Genomic DNA, 16,993 nt, shown 5'->3' on the forward strand with positions numbered 1-16,993 from the left:
ATCCATATAAGACCCATATCTTTATTTTGATCCTTCAAATAATCATAAACCCCACTCCATGTTGCTATTGCACATGAATGATCACCACCAAGAGCTAAAGGAAACTTACCTTCATTAAGAGTCTCTGATACTTTTTTAGCAACCTTGCTAAAGTATTTACTCATCGTTTCTACTTCTGTTCTACCACCGATATAATTATATATCTGAGCATTTATTCTTCTATCTCTAAGCTCATTTAAAAGAGTATAAGGAGCTCTACCGCAACCTATTTCTCTACCAGCATTACCAATTCCAATACCAATAGCTTCTACTTTTTTCATAAAAATCTCCTCTTAAAATCTAAACTTACAATGCCGAAAATAAATTCTTTGGATCTTCTATTGGTGGGACCATATCCATTTGACTACCAATATCATATTTCTCAGCTAAATCTAACGTTAGGCGTAAAGCCGAAAAATCTTCTACAGCAAATCCAACTGAATCATAAATAGTAATTTCATCATCACTCTCACGACCCTTTTTCTTACCTGTCAAAATTTCCCAAACTTCAGCATGTAGTACTTTCTCAACCTCTTCTGGAGATAGGTTTTGTATCTCGCCTTCAATCATTGACTGCTCTTTATACTCAACAACTACTTTACCTCTAAATAAAATACTCATATCTAGTTCTGTCTTACCTGGACAATCTCCTCCAAGTCCACTAATATGCACACCTTCTTTAACCCAGTCATTTTCAATAACTATTGCATGAAGTTTACAAGCAGTGCAAACAACTATAATATCAGCATCTTGACAAGCTTCTTTAGCACTATCGCATGCTACAAATTCAAGATCCACATCCTTCATATTATTAGCATATTTTTTCATAGCTTCAGGATCTGTATCATAATATTTAACTTTTTCGATTGGGCGTATTAACTTATGAGCTAAAGTTTGGAATTCACTTTGAGCTCCTGTACCTATTAATGCCATAGTTTTACTATCTTTACGAGCTAAATAATCTGTTGCTAAAACTGTAGCTGCTGCTGTTCTTAAAGCTGTAAGAACTGTCATCTCAGATATTAACAAAGGATATCCATGCTTGATTTCATTTAGCTGGCCAGTTGCTACAACAGTTTGCTTACCTTCAAAAGGATTTGCAGGATGACCATTAACACATTTGTAAGTAAAAAGTTTATTATCTGCTGTTGGCATAAGTTCTAAAACACCACCTGGTACATGAGCAGCATACCTAGGAGATTTATCAAACTCATTCCATCTGACAAAATCTTCTTTTGTGTAATCTACAAGGTCTTTTATGAAGTTGTTAAAACCATGTTTTTCTACTATTCTAGCCATATCTTGGACTGATAAAATTCTCATACTTTCCTCCAAAAATATTTTTTTTAATTTTATATTTGTTTAAGTTTTAGAAAGTTTAATTTGCAAAGCATTAGACTATTGTATTTGATCAAAAGACACAACAAACCTCTTCGCAAATTCAGCTTCAGATAAAGGTTAAGCTTATAACTTTCTTATTCCGAATAAAGAAATAATGTTTAACTTTATTATACTTCTAAGATAATTTAAAGGTAAAGTTAAAAAATAGCACTATTTATTAGAAGTTTTTATAGTTTTAATAAAAATATTAACCAGACTTATAATACTCCATTAAATAAAACTTTCTCAAATTTTTGCTCTTTAACAACCCAAACTAAAGTAACTCTTTGAGATTTAACTGAAACCTTTTGTATTTTATTGCCAATCTTTATAGTATATAGGCCTTGATCTAGATCTGTTGAGTATAGATCAACATTTCGTGGTAAAAGGTTCCAACTTCTTTGATCTGCTTGAGTAGTAGCTAAGTTATATATCGAAGTTCCTATAGCTGCTAAAGCTCCATAATCACCTGATGCTTTGATAGCAGCAACTGACATTGTTGTCTTTACTATCAATCGTAAAACTTCACGAGTAACAATCATAGCATACCTATCAGATAATGATTTTGCTGCCATAGCTGTTGTATCAACCAATAAAGCAGTCTGACCTTGTGTAATTTCTTTATCATTTTTATACACAACTACATTAACAGGTCTTCCTAAACTATAAGGTGCATAATATGGTAATGAAATCTTTTGTACGCCTGCATACTGAACAAATATAATAATTGGTAGATCAAACTTCTGGATTGGTTCAACCCAGCCATTTTCATATATTACAACAAGCTTACCTTGCCCTTTTTTATAAACAGATCCTCCTTGATCAAATGCTTTATGTATCTGTGCATAATCTTTTTGAACATAGGGATTATCAGGAATAATACGCAATGCATTTTTCATTGAAAGATTAGCATTATTTAAATTTGTATCATATGATTGATAAATAATAGCTGCCAAGTAATAGCCAAAACCATTTTCGTAAGAATTGCTAACTTTATTAGCAATATTATATAGTTGCCTATATTGTTTTGAGCTTGATAAATCCGAGTAGACTTTGTTAGAATTAATCTGATTATAGTTACTTAAATTAGCATTACTTGATAAGCTTTTTGATTCAAAAGTTGCATATTGCGCATATGAAAGATTTCTAATACTTACTGCAGCATTTTCAAGATCATGCTTCATCAAGTAGTTAAGAGCCTGATAAGCATATAAAAAAGTTACCTCATAATCAGGTATATAATAATATAGTTCTCTATCACTTGTTAATGTTGCTTGAGCATCTTTTAAAATATTTCTAACCCTGATTCTTGCTTCAAACTCTGACTTAGATACATAATCTGTCGCCTTTGAATACTTATATAACGATAGATCATCATTTTTTAACAGCTGTTCAAATCTACCTGTTTCGAGGTAATCCAAAGATTCATTTATGCTACTAGAATTAAAGTTTTCTAAAAAACTTGCTTCTATCATTCTTGGTTTATTCTCATCAACACTTTGTTTTACCTTAGCCATTTGATGAGGATGGCTACCACTAAAAGTAGCACAACTAGATATAGTCAAACACAAGAGAATTAGTAAAGAATGTTTAAGATTCATTGTATTATTTTGTTAAATATGCACGTAAGCCTTTGTGGATTTTTGTTAAACTACCATCAATTACAATACCTATAGAATATTTAGGCATTACATCTGTAATTCTTACCTTAGCCAAAACTTTACCATCTAATACTATATGCTGACCTGTAGCAGGATCTATAGTAACACCACCCTCTTGACGAACTTCGTACACATTACCTTTAACAACCCTATTTCCACCTTGATTAAAATATACTTCTCCATCATCTACTTTCAACACTTGTAAAGGATAAATAGCCCCAACGACCTGATCAGATATGATTTTACCAAATCTCTTACCTAGATAATTTAATAGCTCTGAATAGTTATCACTATTTGATTCAACATACTGATTAGCAATGTTTGCAGGAACAGTTATATTGATAACATTTGACCACTTAACTTCCATAGTTGCTAATTCCACAACTCGATATGCAACACTTGCAGACACATGATATGAAGTAAATTCTTGGCCATAATACTTAGTATGCTTTTTAGTAATGCTTAAACCTAAAATATCTCCAGTAAGAATAAAATCAGCTCCTATTTTCTTATTAAGCTTATTTTTTTCATTATCTGTGTCAGAGTTCATTATCCGTTGAGTTTCTCTTTCGTACGCTTCTTGATCCTTTGCATCACGATTAGAAACTCTAAATTTACGAGACTGTGTAATCTGAGCAATTATAATATTATTTAAACCATCTTGTAATTGTTTTACACTCATATTAGCTCTTATTTTAGCATTATGGGCATCAAATGGTAGAATTGCTATTTTAAACATATTCAGATTATTACGTTCATCTACTCCTTTATATTTAGTAGAGCTACTCGAAACAATACTAGTACTACCTGATTTTGCAATAGAACTACCTGAACTAGCAGTTAAACTATTTGAAGAACTAGTCGTTGCAAAAGCAATTGATGAAGTTAATAATATTAGTAATATAAAGAAAGAATTTAAAGCTTTTTTCATTTTCAAACCTTAAAACTGATTTAGATATTTATTATCATCACTCTGCCTAATAATGACTTTTCCATCTAAAGAACTCTTGGAATCTGATGATGATTTTGCATGTTGTTTACGATATTCATCATAGTTAAAGTTTTTAATTTTATTAGCTGTTGCTACTTGTTTAGGATCCCACTTAAGAACAACACCATAAACAGTATTTTTTGTACTTGGCAGTTGATAGCGCCATCTTTTTACTGTTTTAAGACCAACCATATCTAGTTTTGCCTGTGTTTTATAGTAAGTAGATAGAGTCTTTTCAATATCCGTCGCATCTATTCTGCGAGTTTGCTCTGTTTTAGTATTTTTTGCTAACGTGCTAGAAATATTCTCTGACATTGTTAAAGCTTCTTTTGTTGACATCTGTCCTGCTATTAGAGTAACAAGATTTGCTCTTGCCATAATAGCAGCTTGCTTGTAGCCATAATCACCAGCAGATACACCTTGAATATTAGGTCCAGTATATGAACCTTGACCATAAGATAGAATATATGGCTTATTATCTTTACCAAAGCCTACTCTAATACCATAATCTCCCATCATATCTTCACCAGTTTTATCTTTATATAAAACTGATGGTGACTCTCCACCTTTACCAACTATTACTGGCTCATTACCATGTTTAATATCCTCAAACATTCCTTTAATTTTAGCTGAATAAATAACAACCACACCAATAGCAGCGTTACCATTTTTCTCAACAACAAAAGTTTTTATAGGAAGTAAGCCTGATAAATTTCCAAAGCCTGTTGTTAGACTTTTTATTGTCATTTCTTGGCTTAAAAGAGCTTTTTTCTTTTCTGAAACTGATGTAAAGCTATTAGGATCTAAACCTTGCTCTTTTAACTGTTTATTTAATTGTGCCTCCTCAAGAGCTTTTTTCTTAGCATCAATTGCCGCTTGTGTTCCTTCTTTAGGCTTATCAGAGTCTGTATTTATCTCATTTGCTCCTGTACCTTGAGTACTATCAACACTAAAACTCTTATCAACTTTGGTATTTGCAGAAATAAATGATATATAATCTGCTTGAGCTTTTATTAAAGCCTTTTCAAAGGCCATTTGCGCACTATCAACATAGTTTGAATTTGTCTGATTTACAGATGCTACACCAATAGCTGAGCCAACATATTCATACTTATCTCTTAAGTTATTTTGATCTATGTAACCTTCCATTACATCACTTAATATTTGCTCAGCTGATCTACTATCAACATCCGCATCCTTTACAGCAACAGGCGCAGAGCTAGAAGAAATCCCATTATTTAATGTAGCTATATCTGTAGTCATATTATTATTTGACTGCTTTTGATCTGGAGAGCTTTTAGCTCCAGAAGAAACCTTTTGTGATAGCCCTAAGCTTGGAGCAGTAGAGTTTTGCACACTAGAATCTTCAGCAAATAAAGGACTAACTATTAATGATGAAGCTATTAATGAAGCTATAATTTTCTTTTTCATATAAATTTCTCCTATTATTCAAAAACTACCAACCAAACATCGATCTTGTTTGAGATTTAAGAATTTGTTTCTCACCTTGCCACACAATTAAGTTTGTCTTTAAATCTAACATTTTCAAAGTAGCCAAGAAAAATTTAGACTTTCTATCTTTGTCCACACTTGTATTGTTAATGTCTTGGATACTTCCATATACCATATATCTAGCCCCAATATTGTGCCCAATTCTAGTAGCTGTACTCTGGTCTACCATGCCACTATTTGCTTGATAACCTAATTGTTCACGGATATTTTTAATTTGTGTCATATCTGTTACTTGGAACAGTCCAGAATTTACAATTTGAGTCTGGACAGTATTTGATAGCATCGTTGTATTAATATGCTCATTTGTTTCATTACGAATGTTACTAAAGAATAAGGTCGGTGTATCCATAGCTGTAATCTTCTTGACTCCACGAGAGTTAAGCATGTCATCAGCCATTTTTTTAGTAATTGCTTGTAAGTCAGTAGAACTGAAATCTATTGAGGTTGTATCTATACTATCTGGGTTTTCATATGCTACTTTCGTACTACATGAGCTAAGTGCTAACAATGTACCTGCACAAGCTACAGCTATCAAAATTTTTCTTTTCATACAATTTTATTAAAAATAACTTATATAGCGATTATAACAAAAATTATTAGTAATGTTATTTATTATGAATAATAAAGATTCTGTATATTTATTTTTTAAAAAGGTAGGGATTATATTAATATAGAGATTTTTTTAGATATAAAGAACTATTTTATTACTTATTGTATTTAAGATGATTGACTTGCTTTATTAGTTGCTGCTTTAGTAGATTCATCTTGTTTATCTGAACTAAACATATCTTTTCTTCTATCTGCACGACGCTCTAATCTATTTTTTCTTAATGGTGATATAAACTCGCGAGATGTTCTAGCATTTCCTTTTTGAGCTGTACTAGTAGCTTCACTTGCTTTAGCTGTTTGAGCTACTGCTGCGTTACTATTTGCTGCAGCTGGTGTTTGATTACTAGTATCTGCAAAAGATACTCCACATATTAATACTGATACTAAACTTGCTGCTGTTAGTTTTTTTAAAATATTCATGACTTTTCTCCTTTTAACTACTCTCAAAGTTCATTTTCATTTTTACTTATTTTTTTTTGATTATTTTTGTTGTTAATTTTTAACAACATAGTAATTATACTATGAATCTTATAAAGATACAAAATAGTTTATAAAATATAGAAACAAGAAGTACGCATAATTTCAAATTAACCTTATGAAAAACAATGTTTAAAACCAAAACTCATAGCAAATATATTTTTTTATTAAAGAATAATATCAAGGAAATTTTCTAGAAAATAAGAGGGTTTTGCTTAAACAGTTTTTTCCAATATTGAATATTAACAGGCCCTTTTATTTTTATAAAAAGATTTCTAAACAAATAAAATAAAAAAGAGCTCCCATTCTCTATTTTACTCATAGGATAGTCAGACTTATTTACAATCCAAGAAACTCTCTCATTCCTCAAGCTTTTATACTTAAATAAAGCATCTTCTATTGAGTTATTACTTAACAAATGAGCAAGAGTTATAGCATCCTCGAGTGCTGAAGCTGCTCCTTGTTGGAGCATAGGACTACAAGCGCTTGATGCATCACCAATAAATGCGATGCTACCATTATAAAATTCTATATCATTAACTGATCTTAATTTTCCACATATGATGTTCTCTCGATTTGCTGCTGTGATTGCATCTTTAACAGTCTGACAATATTCACGAAACGTTTCTTCTAAAGAGAAATCATTTTTAGTGGCATTACATTGATGGGCATAGCAGTATACTTTTGAACCTGTTAAAGGGTATATCATAAAAGCAGTATCTCTACCAATATAATAGTTAGGTTGTCTGTTATCTATATCTAAATCTGCTAAGAATCTCCAAGTTCTTATATTAAACTCTTTTGGTATATTTTGTCCAAAACTTAACTCTCTTACTCTTGAATTTATTCCATCTGCAGCTATGACTAAATCCCAAATATTCTCTTCACCATTTGTAAATTTAGTAAAAACTTTGTCATTTTGATTCTCTAGAGATTCAATACTACAGTCAAAATGTATCTTAAAATCTGAAGAATTTAAAACTTTAATAAGATCTTTTCTCATTAATGCTATAAATTCAGAATACGCTAAATCACCTTCATTTAAGCTTGCCTTAGATAACAATTCACCAGAAGGCTTTGAATATGATATTTCATCAACTTTATAAGCAAAATCCAAAACCCTCTCTTTTAAGCCCAAATATGCTAAAGCTTTAGTAGGATTAGCTGGCAATGCTATGCCTAATCCTAACTTAGAAATAGTTGGTTCTTTCTCTACAAGAACACTATCTATATTATATTTTTTAGTGCTCTAGCCATGCTAAGACCAGCAATACCTGCCCCAACTATTAATATCTTCATAATTAATCACTCAATAATATATTGAAACCTTACCAAAACATATTTGAACGCATAGGCTTAATAGCAAAAACCACTATTAATATTACATAAGCATACCACGGAACTAAGATTAATGCTGGTATTAAAACTGCTAGCATACATGCAAAAAAGAACATGCTGAAAAATAAAAGTACTTGATATGATGGTTTATTGGTTTTAAGGTACATTCTAGCTTTTTCAACGTATGAACCTTCAAATGAAAATAAATGAATCACTATTGGAAATACCGCTACCAAAAACATTAACAAATAGAATATCCAGCTAACTTCAGTCAAAACTAAGTAATTAGTAGCTATTAGCAGACCAACTAAGAAATAAACAATCTTAACCAATGCTATATCAACAAGAGTGAAATGCTGTAACTTCTCTGACAAGAATTCTTCTTCATACATAAGTCATCCCCTTAAAGTTAGTGGTTTATACACTATTAATAATAACTGATTATACTATTTTTTGAAAGAAACTAAGGAAATCTAACTTTATACTTATCTTTATATGTTAATATTTTCTAACTGACTCGCAGGGACTACTTTTTCAACTGTTTTAACAGCTCCATTACCATCTTGTGTTTTTTTAATAATCTTTGCCGTTTTACCATTAGAATTTATAGTAATTGAGCTAAACTCTTTAAATACTTTAGGTTTACCCTTTGCAATAGTTGAACCTGATTGATTTGCTAGCTTAGCAACATTATTATCAATATTAGACACGAGACTATTAAAATGTTGGTCTAACATTTGTTGTTGTTTTTGAAAGTCTGCTAACATCTGTGCAACGGGATCATCCTGAACAGTTTGAGATGTTTTCTCTTGAGGCTTTTGTTTAACCCAACCTACTTGACCATTAGCATTATTTACAACCTCTACCCAGCCCTTCTTAGAAAAAATAGCTTGATATTGAGGACTCTGATCATCAATCTGTCCTAACTTCTGGGACTTCTGATCTGCCTTTGCATACATTATATAGCTTTCGGCATAAGCTCCAGAAACTACTGCTACACCTAGTATTGTTGCTAAAATTTTTTTCATGTTGACCTCCGATTTTCATATATTATCGTTTATACACAAAATATCTAGTAAAGAAAATAAGTTCTTTCGCTATTTTTTCAAGATACAAATCGACTAATTAGCTATAATTAATTAAATGTATTTAAAATAATCTTACAGCATGAGTAATAAATTTAAAGTTTTAGTTGCAGATGATGACAAACAGATTAGTCAATTTATCAAGGCAAATTTTGAAAAAAACAACATCGAAACAACTCTTGCTTTTGATGGCAAAGAAGCATTGTTTCTTATTAATACAAACAGTTATGATGTAATTATCATAGATTGGATGATGCCATATCTTGACGGTATATCACTACTTAAAATATTGCGTAAGCAAGATATTGAGACACCTATTATTATTCTAAGTGCCTTAGATAGTACCGAAAATAAAATTGAAGGTCTCAAATCAGGTAGTGATGATTATCTTACAAAGCCTTTTTCTATTGATGAGTTACTCATTAGGGTTAATATTCTTTATAACAGAACACAAAAGCTTACTCAGGCGAAAACTCATAAACTAACCTGTGGAGATATTGAACTTGATGAACTTGCACATGAAGTTCATAGAAGTGGACAACCTATAATCCTACAACAAAGAGAATACAAAGTTTTACACTTGTTATTAAAACATAAAAATGAAGTAATCAGTAAATCTATGATTCTTAAAGAAGTATGGGATTATGACTTTGACCCACAAACAAATGTCGTAGAAGTACATATATCTCGCTTGCGCACCAAGCTCACGGAAGAAGGTCTAAATGACCCTATAAAAACAGTTCGAGGCTTTGGGTATGTCATCCAAGAATAAAATAAACGAAACTATCCAACGTAGATACATCATCAGCTCAAGCTTTAAAATGGCTATGCTTTTTACAATACTACTTGGATTAAGTATAACATCTTGGATTTATATAATTCTGTCATCTTTAGGAGACAGAATTATTGAGCATATTATACCATTAACCATAGGGGTAACATGTGCTGTCTGTGTTGTTATAATTAGCTATCTTATAAGTGTTTTTGTAGTAAAAAAAATAAACCATATTGCAAGCTCAGCCGCATCAATTGTAAATACCCAAGACTTTAGCCAAAGAATAAAATCAGATACTAATTGGGATGATCTTAGTAACTTATCAAATATTTTAAATATCCTCTTTGGTAATATTGAAGAGCTTCTTATTGATATAAAAAGCGTCTCAAATAATATCGCCCATGATCTAAAGACTCCATTAACAAGACTTAAAAATAGATTAGAAAATCTTGCTCAATCTAATCCTAACGAAGATACTTTAGAAGCTTTAGCTGAATGTAATCAGCTTCTAGATATATTTAACAGCCTCTTAAGATTAAATCGCTTAGAGCACGGTCGCGAGAACTTATCCAAGAGGCGTATAGATATTAAAAATATTATCAATGATGCTATTGAACTCTATGAGCCAATGTTTGAACAAAAAAATACCCTCCTAGAAACTAGTGTTGAAACTAGAAATCTTAATATTGATAAAAATCTGATTTTTCAAAGTATTACAAATATTCTTGATAACTGCTACAAATACTCTAAGCAAAATACCAAAGTTAAAATAGTGAGTAAAATTGAAAACTCTAAATATAAAATTGAAATTATTGATCAAGGTATAGGTATAGACGATAAGAACATTAGTAAGATTTTTGATAGATTTTTCCGTGAAGAAAAAAGCCGTACTCAAACTGGTAATGGCTTAGGTTTATCATTAGTAAAAAAAATCATCCAGCTTCATAATGGCAATATCACTGCACAAAATAATACCCCAAATGGTTTAAAAATAGCTATTTTGCTACCATTACATTAACAATTTTTAACTATGCTTTTATCGCTTTTAAAACTAAGCTATAACTAATAACACATCTATAAGATAGTAAAAGTAATATGGAAAAAATAGCTGTAATAGGAAGTGGAATATCAGGACTAGCTGTAAGTTATTTACTAAAAGATAAGTATGAAGTTACACTATATGAGAAAAATAACTACTTTGGTGGCCACGCTCGTACTTTAGAGGTCAATAATATTTCTATTGATACAGGTTTTATAGTTTTCAATTACCATACATATTATCATCTATCTAGACTTTTCAAACATCTAAATGTTCCGGTTGCAGAAAGTAATATGTCATTTGGAGTTTCTATTAAAAATGGTGCTTTTGAATATGGCTCCAGTAGCTTTAAAAGCCTATTTGCTCAAAAATCAAATTTATTAAAACCAAGCTACTATAAAATGATTAGAGATATTCTTAAGTTTAATAAAATATCAAATGAACATCTCAATAATGGGACTCTAAATGAAAGCATTACTCTGGCAGAATACCTAGATGAAATTAAAGTAGGCAGATATTTCAGAGAGTATTATCTATTAGCAATGGGGGCATGTATTTGGAGCACACCTCTTGAGAAAATGTACGAGTTCCCCGCCCTTAGTTTTATTAGATTTTTTAATAATCACGGCTTACTTACAACTACTAAGCCAGTCCAATGGTATACTGTAAAAGGTGGTAGTAAAACTTATGTTGATAAAATCATCAAAGAGCTGGAAAATACTAATGTAAAATTTGCACCAATGGCAAGAGCTATATCAAGATCAGACAGAATCTCTATTACAGATAAACAAAATAATATTAATGAGTTTGATAAAGTTGTGTTTGCTTGTCATTCAAATGAAGTTCTAGAGCTACTTGATGATCCAAATCAAAATGAAAAAGAGCTAATATCTGCGATTAAATATCAACCTAATACAGTTATATTACATACAGATGATGCCATTATGCCGAAGCGTAAAACTGCTTGGTCAAGTTGGAATTATCTAAGTGCTGAAACAAAAGATAAGCGTAGTGTTGTATCTCTAAGCTACTGGATGAACAATCTACAGCCATTAGATACAAACACAGACTACTTTGTAACAGTAAACCCAGATCAAAAACCAGATCAAAAGAAAATAATCAACGAACATATTTTTGAGCATCCTGTTTTTGATAAAAAGGCAATACAAGCCCAGCAGCAAATTGATAAAATACAAGGTGTAAACAATACTTATTTCTGTGGAGCGTATTTAAGATACGGCTTCCATGAAGATGGTATACTTAGTGCAGTAAATGTTGCATCAAAGTTAGGAGTAGATACTCCATGGTAAAAGATTTTGTTTTAAGCTCGAAAGTCTACCATAAAAGACATCATCCAAAACAAAATTCTTTTAGATACAGATCTTATTATATAATTCTAGATGTGCTTGATCTAAGTGGTAATAAGCCTAAAATCTTTGGTTTAAATAAACTAAATCTGTATAGCTTTTATGATAAAGATCATGGCTATAGAGATGGTTCAAACTGCCTAAAATGGGCTACTAATTTGCTTGAGGAAAATAATTTAGAATACGATAGTATCAAACTTATGACAATGCCTAGAGTTCTCGGTTATCTTTTTAATCCTGTAAGTTTTTGGCTTTGTTACAATCAAAATAAACTTATAGCCGTGATTGCTGAGGTAAATAATACCTTTAAAGAAACTCATAGCTATATTTGTCACAAATCTGGTCAAGAGATTACAGATAAATGTTGGTTTGAAGCAGAGAAAGATTTTCATGTATCACCCTTCTACCCTCGTAAAGGTTTTTATAAGTTTAATTTTTCATTAAATCTAGAAAATAATACTAAAAACCAAATTATTATAAACTACTATGATGATAGCCAATTACAACTTGGTACAGCGATAACAGCACAAGCAAAACCACTAACTAGTGCAAATCTAATCAAAGAATTTTTTAGGTCCCCATTACTAACTTTAAAAGTTATCTACCTAATCCATTGGCAAGCTCTAAAAATTGTATTTAAACGCATCAAGTATATTCCAAAACCTGAGCAGAAAAAAATTAGGGTCAGTGTGGCTAAATCTAAACATTCTAATTATTCTTAGGAATCCACAGATTCTATAGTTATTATACATTGACTTATGTGATAGCTTAATTGCTACTATTTACAAGACCAATTTTTATTACAAATAAGTAAAATTACAAAGTTTTACAAATACTTAATATTTAAGATACATCTCTCAATTAATTTAGTACTTACAAAGTTTCACTAAAAAACAGAGAGTAAAAATGAAGAAAATAATACCTTTTATTATACTAACTACTGCAACAGGATGTACTGTGGATGGGGTTACTAATTCTGATGAAAAGCTAGAGCATAAAATTGCAAAAGCATTAGAACAAAATAAAACACCTCATGAAGATCAGCATCCAGTAAACATATATGTAGGACAGTATCCAACAACAGCTCAACATGCTGGACAACATATAACACCTCAACATGTAGGACAGCATCCAACAACAGCTCAACACGTAGAACAACATTCAACACCTCAACATGTAGAACAACATTCAACACCTCAACATGTAGGACAGTATCCAACAACAGCTCAACACGTAGAACAACATTCAACACCTCAACATGTAGGACAGTATCCAACAACAGCTCAACACGTAGAAACACCAAGTATACCAGCTCCTCCGCCTATACCAAAAAACCTCCTACCATCAGGATTACATGGTGCAAGTCAAAAAGATCAGGGACAAATGTTGCAAAAACAATCAAATCTAATAGGAGAACTTAATAATACGTTAAAAAAAACCAAAGGAAACTATCTAAAACCATCTATAGTAAAAAGTTTGTTTAAGTCTAAAAAAGGTGATCAATAAGAGATAAAACTATTACCTCTATCTTATTATTTACATTCCAAAGAATATCAGGTTGTAGCTTATTTAAGATTTATAAAAAAATAGCTCCATATATTATTTTACTATACCTTCTTTATTCTTATTTTTAGTCATTTCAAAATAACTTATACCTAAAAGTATTTATTAACAAAATTTAATTTTGCAGCAATATTACCACAATATTTTTTTGGTAATATTTAGACAAGTTATAAAACTGGTATCTACAAAATGTTTGAAAAACTAGTAAAGAAAAATCTCCTAGAATCACTAAATAAAATAGAATATGGTGAGCTACATCTAACTACTCCTGAAGGCGATACTATATTTACAAAAGGTGCTAAACCAGGCCCAACAGCAGATCTTAAACTTAATGACTGGCGTACAGTTGTAAATTTAAAGCTAAAAGCCGATATTGGTTTTGCTGCTGACTATCGTGATGGCTACTGGGAAACTTCAGATCTAAAATCACTAATTTCATTAGGTTTAGAGAATGAGCAAGCTTTTGGTCAGTATATGGAACCAAATATTCTTTTTAAAATACTCCAAAAACTTGGTTACCTAACTAAACGCAACAACATCAAACAAAGTAAAAAAAACATCCATGCACATTATGATCTAGGCAATGAGTTTTATAGCCTATGGCTAGATGAAACTATGACCTACTCTTCTGCCTTATATAAAAATGATGATGAAATATTAGAGCAAGCACAAATAAATAAGTATCAAAATATTATTGATAAATTTGATAAAAAAGATGGCTCAATTATTGAAATTGGTTGTGGTTGGGGTGGCTTTGTTGAGACTGCTTTAAATAGTGGTAATTTTTCTGTCAAAGGCATTACTCTATCTCAAGAGCAACATGACTATGCTAAAGATCGATTAATTGGTAAAAATGCCGAGATAGTTATCGAAGATTATCGTATTCAAGAAGGTCAATATGACTACCTAGTCTCCATTGAAATGATCGAAGCAGTAGGTAGAGAATATTGGAGTACGTACTTTTCTAAGCTTAAATCTTTAATAAAACAAGATGGTAAAATCATTATCCAAAGTATAGTTATTGATGACAAACTTTTTGCTGACTATGCAAAAGGTACAGACATGATTAGAACTTTTATATTTCCTGGTGGATTTTTACCATCTATAGAACAGATTAATCTTGAGCTAGATAAAGTAGGACTTAAATGTGTAAACAAAGAATTCTTTGGTAAAGATTATGCTAAAACTTTAGATGAATGGGACAAAAGTTTTATCAATGTAGAACAAGAGCTCATCAAACTTGGTTTTGATAAACGCTTTCAAAGAATGTGGAGATTTTACCTAAATTCATGCAGTGCTGCATTTACCCACGGTCGTATTGATGTTGCCCAACTGGAGATAGTCCATGCTTAGGAAACTATTAGTAGTATTATTTATAACTCTTCCACTTCTAGCTACTGCTAAACCCTTAACTTTAGCACAAGTAAAAAAACAAGAATCTCAGCAAGTTGGTAAGATACATTTTAAAAAGTGGTTTTTTAGCATATATGATGCGACCCTTCTTAGTCAAAATGGTACTTTTAGCTGGAAGAAACCTTTTCTATTAAAAATTCACTATCTAAGAAATATTAGTGGTCAAACTATTGCCAAACACACAATACAACAGATTTATGAACAACACCCTATGGATGTAAATGATAACTCTAAAGAATATAGTAAGGTATTTAACAATCTAATACCAAACGTTAAAAAAGGTTCTAATCTATATGGTTATATGGACCAAGATGGTAATGGTTATCTATATTCGGATTCAGGGTTAATTGGTAAGATACCTTCTAAAAAATTGTCTAAATACTTCTTTGAAATATGGCTAAGTGATAGATCATCAAATATTAAGCTTTCGAAGAAACTAAGGGGATTATTATGAAAAGATTAATATATAAAATAGGAGTAATTATTATGGCACTAGGACTTTTTGGATGTTCTGCTGATATTTCTAGCTATAAAGGTGAAGGACCAAAGTTAGATTTGCAAAAATATTTACAAGGTAAAATAGTTGGTACTGGGCTTATCCAAGATTATAAAGGTAAAGTTATCAAAAAATTTGATTTCTCAGGGACTGCTAGCTGGGATGGTGATACTGGTACTTTTGATGAGAATATGGTTTATTACAATGGTGAAAAAGATCATCGAATTTGGAAGATCAAAAAAATATCTGATAACTACTATGAAGGTACAACTGGCGATGTTATTGGTAAAGCTAAGATTCATGTCGAAGGTAATGCTATGAACTGGCAATATCAAATGAATATCCCTGTTGGGGATAAAAAGTATAAAATTAGCTTTGATGACTGGATGTATCTAATGCATGATGGAGTATTAATAAATAAAAATACTTTCAAAAAATTTGGTATAACCGTTGGATCGCTAACACTATTTATGCATAAGGAAAATACTGGAGAGTAATATGCAAAAATTTGCAAATAAAACCATATGGATAATAGGTGCTACAGATGGTATAGGAAAAGCACTTTTGCAAAGATTAGATAGCTCTATAGATGCTAACTTTATAGTCTCTTCTCGCTCTGAAGAAAAGCTTCAAGATATTGCTAGTAACCTAAAGAATAAATCTGAAATAATAAGCTTTGATGTAGCTAACTTCTCAGAATTTGAAAAAGCTGCTAAATCTGCGCTAAATCATAATCCAGAGTTTATAATCTACTTACCGGCTTTTTATGAACCATCTTTAATTAGTGATATTGCTATTTCAAACTTAGATAAAACAATACAAACAAATCTTACTGCTGTTTTTTATCTAATTAGATTTGTACTACCGTATTTAAAAAACAACTCCCATTGTCAGTTAGCTATAACAGCAAGTGTAGCTGGTTATATTGGGTTACCAAGGTCTCAACCCTATGCAGCAAGTAAAGCTGGTGTCATCAACTTGGTTGAAAGCTTAAAGGCAGAAAACCCTGATTTAGATATCCGTTTAATTAATCCAAGCTTTGTAAAAACTAAGCTAACGGAGAAGAATAACTTTAAAATGCCTGCTCTACTTGAACCTCAACAGGCAGCAGATAGCATTATAAAAGGTCTACAATCTAATAAGTTTGAGGTTCATTTTACGAAAAAATTCACTATAATTCTAAAACTGATTGCAACATTGCCTTACAAACTATATTTTAAAATTGCAAAAAAAATGATCTAACGTGGA

At 31.2% G+C, this 16,993-nt stretch carries 19 protein-coding genes; 9 read left to right on the plus strand and 10 right to left on the minus strand.

The annotated features are described in order from the left end of the window. The 10 genes from AB8E56_RS00005 to AB8E56_RS00050 form a co-directional block, all read right to left on the minus strand. Positions 1–320: arginase family protein (locus AB8E56_RS00005; RefSeq protein ID WP_329476642.1), on the minus strand; the 320-nt coding region annotated here is incomplete at its 3' end. A 25-nt stretch (positions 321–345) separates the two neighbouring features. Further along, a complete protein-coding gene (locus AB8E56_RS00010; protein ID WP_329476644.1) occupies positions 346–1,362 on the minus strand; it encodes an ornithine cyclodeaminase in 1,017 nt (338 codons plus the stop codon). Between the two features lie 275 nt (positions 1,363–1,637). Continuing rightward, the gene (locus tag AB8E56_RS00015) at positions 1,638–3,020 is read right to left on the minus strand and encodes a hypothetical protein (RefSeq protein WP_329476646.1); all 1,383 of its coding nucleotides are present in this window, start codon (positions 3,018–3,020) and stop codon (positions 1,638–1,640) included. Between the two features lie 4 nt (positions 3,021–3,024). Next, entirely contained in the window at positions 3,025–4,011 is a 987-nt protein-coding gene (locus AB8E56_RS00020) for a CsgG/HfaB family protein (protein ID WP_329476648.1), read from the minus strand. A 9-nt stretch (positions 4,012–4,020) separates the two neighbouring features. Further along, on the minus strand, positions 4,021–5,502 hold the full coding sequence (locus tag AB8E56_RS00025) for a DUF6844 domain-containing protein (protein WP_329476650.1): 1,482 nt from the start codon (positions 5,500–5,502) through the stop codon (positions 4,021–4,023). Between the two features lie 25 nt (positions 5,503–5,527). Further along, positions 5,528–6,133: a penicillin-binding protein activator LpoB gene (lpoB, locus tag AB8E56_RS00030; protein ID WP_329476652.1), complete on the minus strand. Its 606-nt coding sequence runs from the start codon at positions 6,131–6,133 to the stop codon at positions 5,528–5,530. 167 nt (positions 6,134–6,300) lie between these two features. Continuing rightward, positions 6,301–6,612, minus strand: a complete 312-nt coding sequence (locus AB8E56_RS00035) for a hypothetical protein (protein ID WP_329476654.1) — start codon at positions 6,610–6,612, stop codon at positions 6,301–6,303. Between the two features lie 250 nt (positions 6,613–6,862). Next, entirely contained in the window at positions 6,863–7,900 is a 1,038-nt protein-coding gene (locus tag AB8E56_RS00040) for an FAD-dependent monooxygenase (RefSeq protein ID WP_329476799.1), read from the minus strand. 97 nt (positions 7,901–7,997) lie between these two features. Further along, entirely contained in the window at positions 7,998–8,399 is a 402-nt protein-coding gene (locus tag AB8E56_RS00045; RefSeq protein WP_329476656.1) for a hypothetical protein, read from the minus strand. A 99-nt stretch (positions 8,400–8,498) separates the two neighbouring features. After that, entirely contained in the window at positions 8,499–9,035 is a 537-nt protein-coding gene (locus AB8E56_RS00050; protein WP_329476658.1) for a hypothetical protein, read from the minus strand. Positions 9,036–9,174: 139 nt separating this feature from the next. On the opposite strand from AB8E56_RS00050, the gene AB8E56_RS00055 reads away from it, so the two are divergent. From AB8E56_RS00055 to AB8E56_RS00095, 9 genes are all read left to right on the plus strand, one after another. Further along, positions 9,175–9,864: a response regulator transcription factor gene (locus tag AB8E56_RS00055; protein ID WP_329476660.1), complete on the plus strand. Its 690-nt coding sequence runs from the start codon at positions 9,175–9,177 to the stop codon at positions 9,862–9,864. Then, positions 9,848–10,885, plus strand: a complete 1,038-nt coding sequence (locus AB8E56_RS00060) for a HAMP domain-containing sensor histidine kinase (protein ID WP_329476662.1) — start codon at positions 9,848–9,850, stop codon at positions 10,883–10,885. Before AB8E56_RS00055 ends, AB8E56_RS00060 begins: the two co-directional genes overlap by 17 nt. A gap of 77 nt (positions 10,886–10,962) precedes the next feature. Further along, a complete protein-coding gene (locus AB8E56_RS00065; RefSeq protein WP_329476664.1) occupies positions 10,963–12,216 on the plus strand; it encodes an FAD-dependent oxidoreductase in 1,254 nt (417 codons plus the stop codon). Continuing rightward, positions 12,210–12,995, plus strand: a complete 786-nt coding sequence (locus tag AB8E56_RS00070; RefSeq protein WP_329476666.1) for a DUF1365 domain-containing protein — start codon at positions 12,210–12,212, stop codon at positions 12,993–12,995. Before AB8E56_RS00065 ends, AB8E56_RS00070 begins: the two co-directional genes overlap by 7 nt. 184 nt (positions 12,996–13,179) lie before the next feature. Next, positions 13,180–13,779: a hypothetical protein gene (locus AB8E56_RS00075; RefSeq protein ID WP_329476668.1), complete on the plus strand. Its 600-nt coding sequence runs from the start codon at positions 13,180–13,182 to the stop codon at positions 13,777–13,779. A 246-nt stretch (positions 13,780–14,025) separates the two neighbouring features. Beyond that, positions 14,026–15,189 carry a cyclopropane-fatty-acyl-phospholipid synthase family protein gene (locus AB8E56_RS00080; protein WP_329476670.1) on the plus strand — a complete coding sequence of 388 codons (1,164 nt, stop codon included), beginning with the start codon at positions 14,026–14,028 and terminating at the stop codon, positions 15,187–15,189. Beyond that, on the plus strand, positions 15,182–15,703 hold the full coding sequence (locus AB8E56_RS00085) for a hypothetical protein (RefSeq protein ID WP_329476672.1): 522 nt from the start codon (positions 15,182–15,184) through the stop codon (positions 15,701–15,703). The genes AB8E56_RS00080 and AB8E56_RS00085 overlap by 8 nt, the downstream gene beginning before the upstream one ends. Continuing rightward, on the plus strand, positions 15,700–16,242 hold the full coding sequence (locus AB8E56_RS00090) for a DUF3833 domain-containing protein (protein ID WP_329476674.1): 543 nt from the start codon (positions 15,700–15,702) through the stop codon (positions 16,240–16,242). The genes AB8E56_RS00085 and AB8E56_RS00090 overlap by 4 nt, the downstream gene beginning before the upstream one ends. A gap of 1 nt (position 16,243) precedes the next feature. Further along, on the plus strand, positions 16,244–16,987 hold the full coding sequence (locus tag AB8E56_RS00095; RefSeq protein WP_329476676.1) for an SDR family NAD(P)-dependent oxidoreductase: 744 nt from the start codon (positions 16,244–16,246) through the stop codon (positions 16,985–16,987). The last annotated feature ends 6 nt before the right edge of the window (positions 16,988–16,993 follow it).

The organism is Francisella sp. 19X1-34 (assembly GCF_041102755.1).
Classification (GTDB): domain Bacteria; phylum Pseudomonadota; class Gammaproteobacteria; order Francisellales; family Francisellaceae; genus Francisella.

Coding starts and splice junctions, on each gene's coding strand:
- AB8E56_RS00010 (WP_329476644.1), bottom strand. CDS start 1,362: ATGAGAATTTTATCAGTCCAAGATATGGCTAGAATAGTAGAAAAACAT.
- AB8E56_RS00015 (WP_329476646.1), bottom strand. CDS start 3,020: ATGAATCTTAAACATTCTTTACTAATTCTCTTGTGTTTGACTATATCT.
- AB8E56_RS00020 (WP_329476648.1), bottom strand. CDS start 4,011: ATGAAAAAAGCTTTAAATTCTTTCTTTATATTACTAATATTATTAACT.
- AB8E56_RS00025 (WP_329476650.1), bottom strand. CDS start 5,502: ATGAAAAAGAAAATTATAGCTTCATTAATAGCTTCATCATTAATAGTT.
- lpoB (WP_329476652.1), bottom strand. CDS start 6,133: ATGAAAAGAAAAATTTTGATAGCTGTAGCTTGTGCAGGTACATTGTTA.
- AB8E56_RS00035 (WP_329476654.1), bottom strand. CDS start 6,612: ATGAATATTTTAAAAAAACTAACAGCAGCAAGTTTAGTATCAGTATTA.
- AB8E56_RS00045 (WP_329476656.1), bottom strand. CDS start 8,399: ATGTATGAAGAAGAATTCTTGTCAGAGAAGTTACAGCATTTCACTCTT.
- AB8E56_RS00050 (WP_329476658.1), bottom strand. CDS start 9,035: ATGAAAAAAATTTTAGCAACAATACTAGGTGTAGCAGTAGTTTCTGGA.
- AB8E56_RS00055 (WP_329476660.1), top strand. CDS start 9,175: ATGAGTAATAAATTTAAAGTTTTAGTTGCAGATGATGACAAACAGATT.
- AB8E56_RS00060 (WP_329476662.1), top strand. CDS start 9,848: ATGTCATCCAAGAATAAAATAAACGAAACTATCCAACGTAGATACATC.
- AB8E56_RS00065 (WP_329476664.1), top strand. CDS start 10,963: ATGGAAAAAATAGCTGTAATAGGAAGTGGAATATCAGGACTAGCTGTA.
- AB8E56_RS00070 (WP_329476666.1), top strand. CDS start 12,210: ATGGTAAAAGATTTTGTTTTAAGCTCGAAAGTCTACCATAAAAGACAT.
- AB8E56_RS00075 (WP_329476668.1), top strand. CDS start 13,180: ATGAAGAAAATAATACCTTTTATTATACTAACTACTGCAACAGGATGT.
- AB8E56_RS00080 (WP_329476670.1), top strand. CDS start 14,026: ATGTTTGAAAAACTAGTAAAGAAAAATCTCCTAGAATCACTAAATAAA.
- AB8E56_RS00085 (WP_329476672.1), top strand. CDS start 15,182: ATGCTTAGGAAACTATTAGTAGTATTATTTATAACTCTTCCACTTCTA.
- AB8E56_RS00090 (WP_329476674.1), top strand. CDS start 15,700: ATGAAAAGATTAATATATAAAATAGGAGTAATTATTATGGCACTAGGA.
- AB8E56_RS00095 (WP_329476676.1), top strand. CDS start 16,244: ATGCAAAAATTTGCAAATAAAACCATATGGATAATAGGTGCTACAGAT.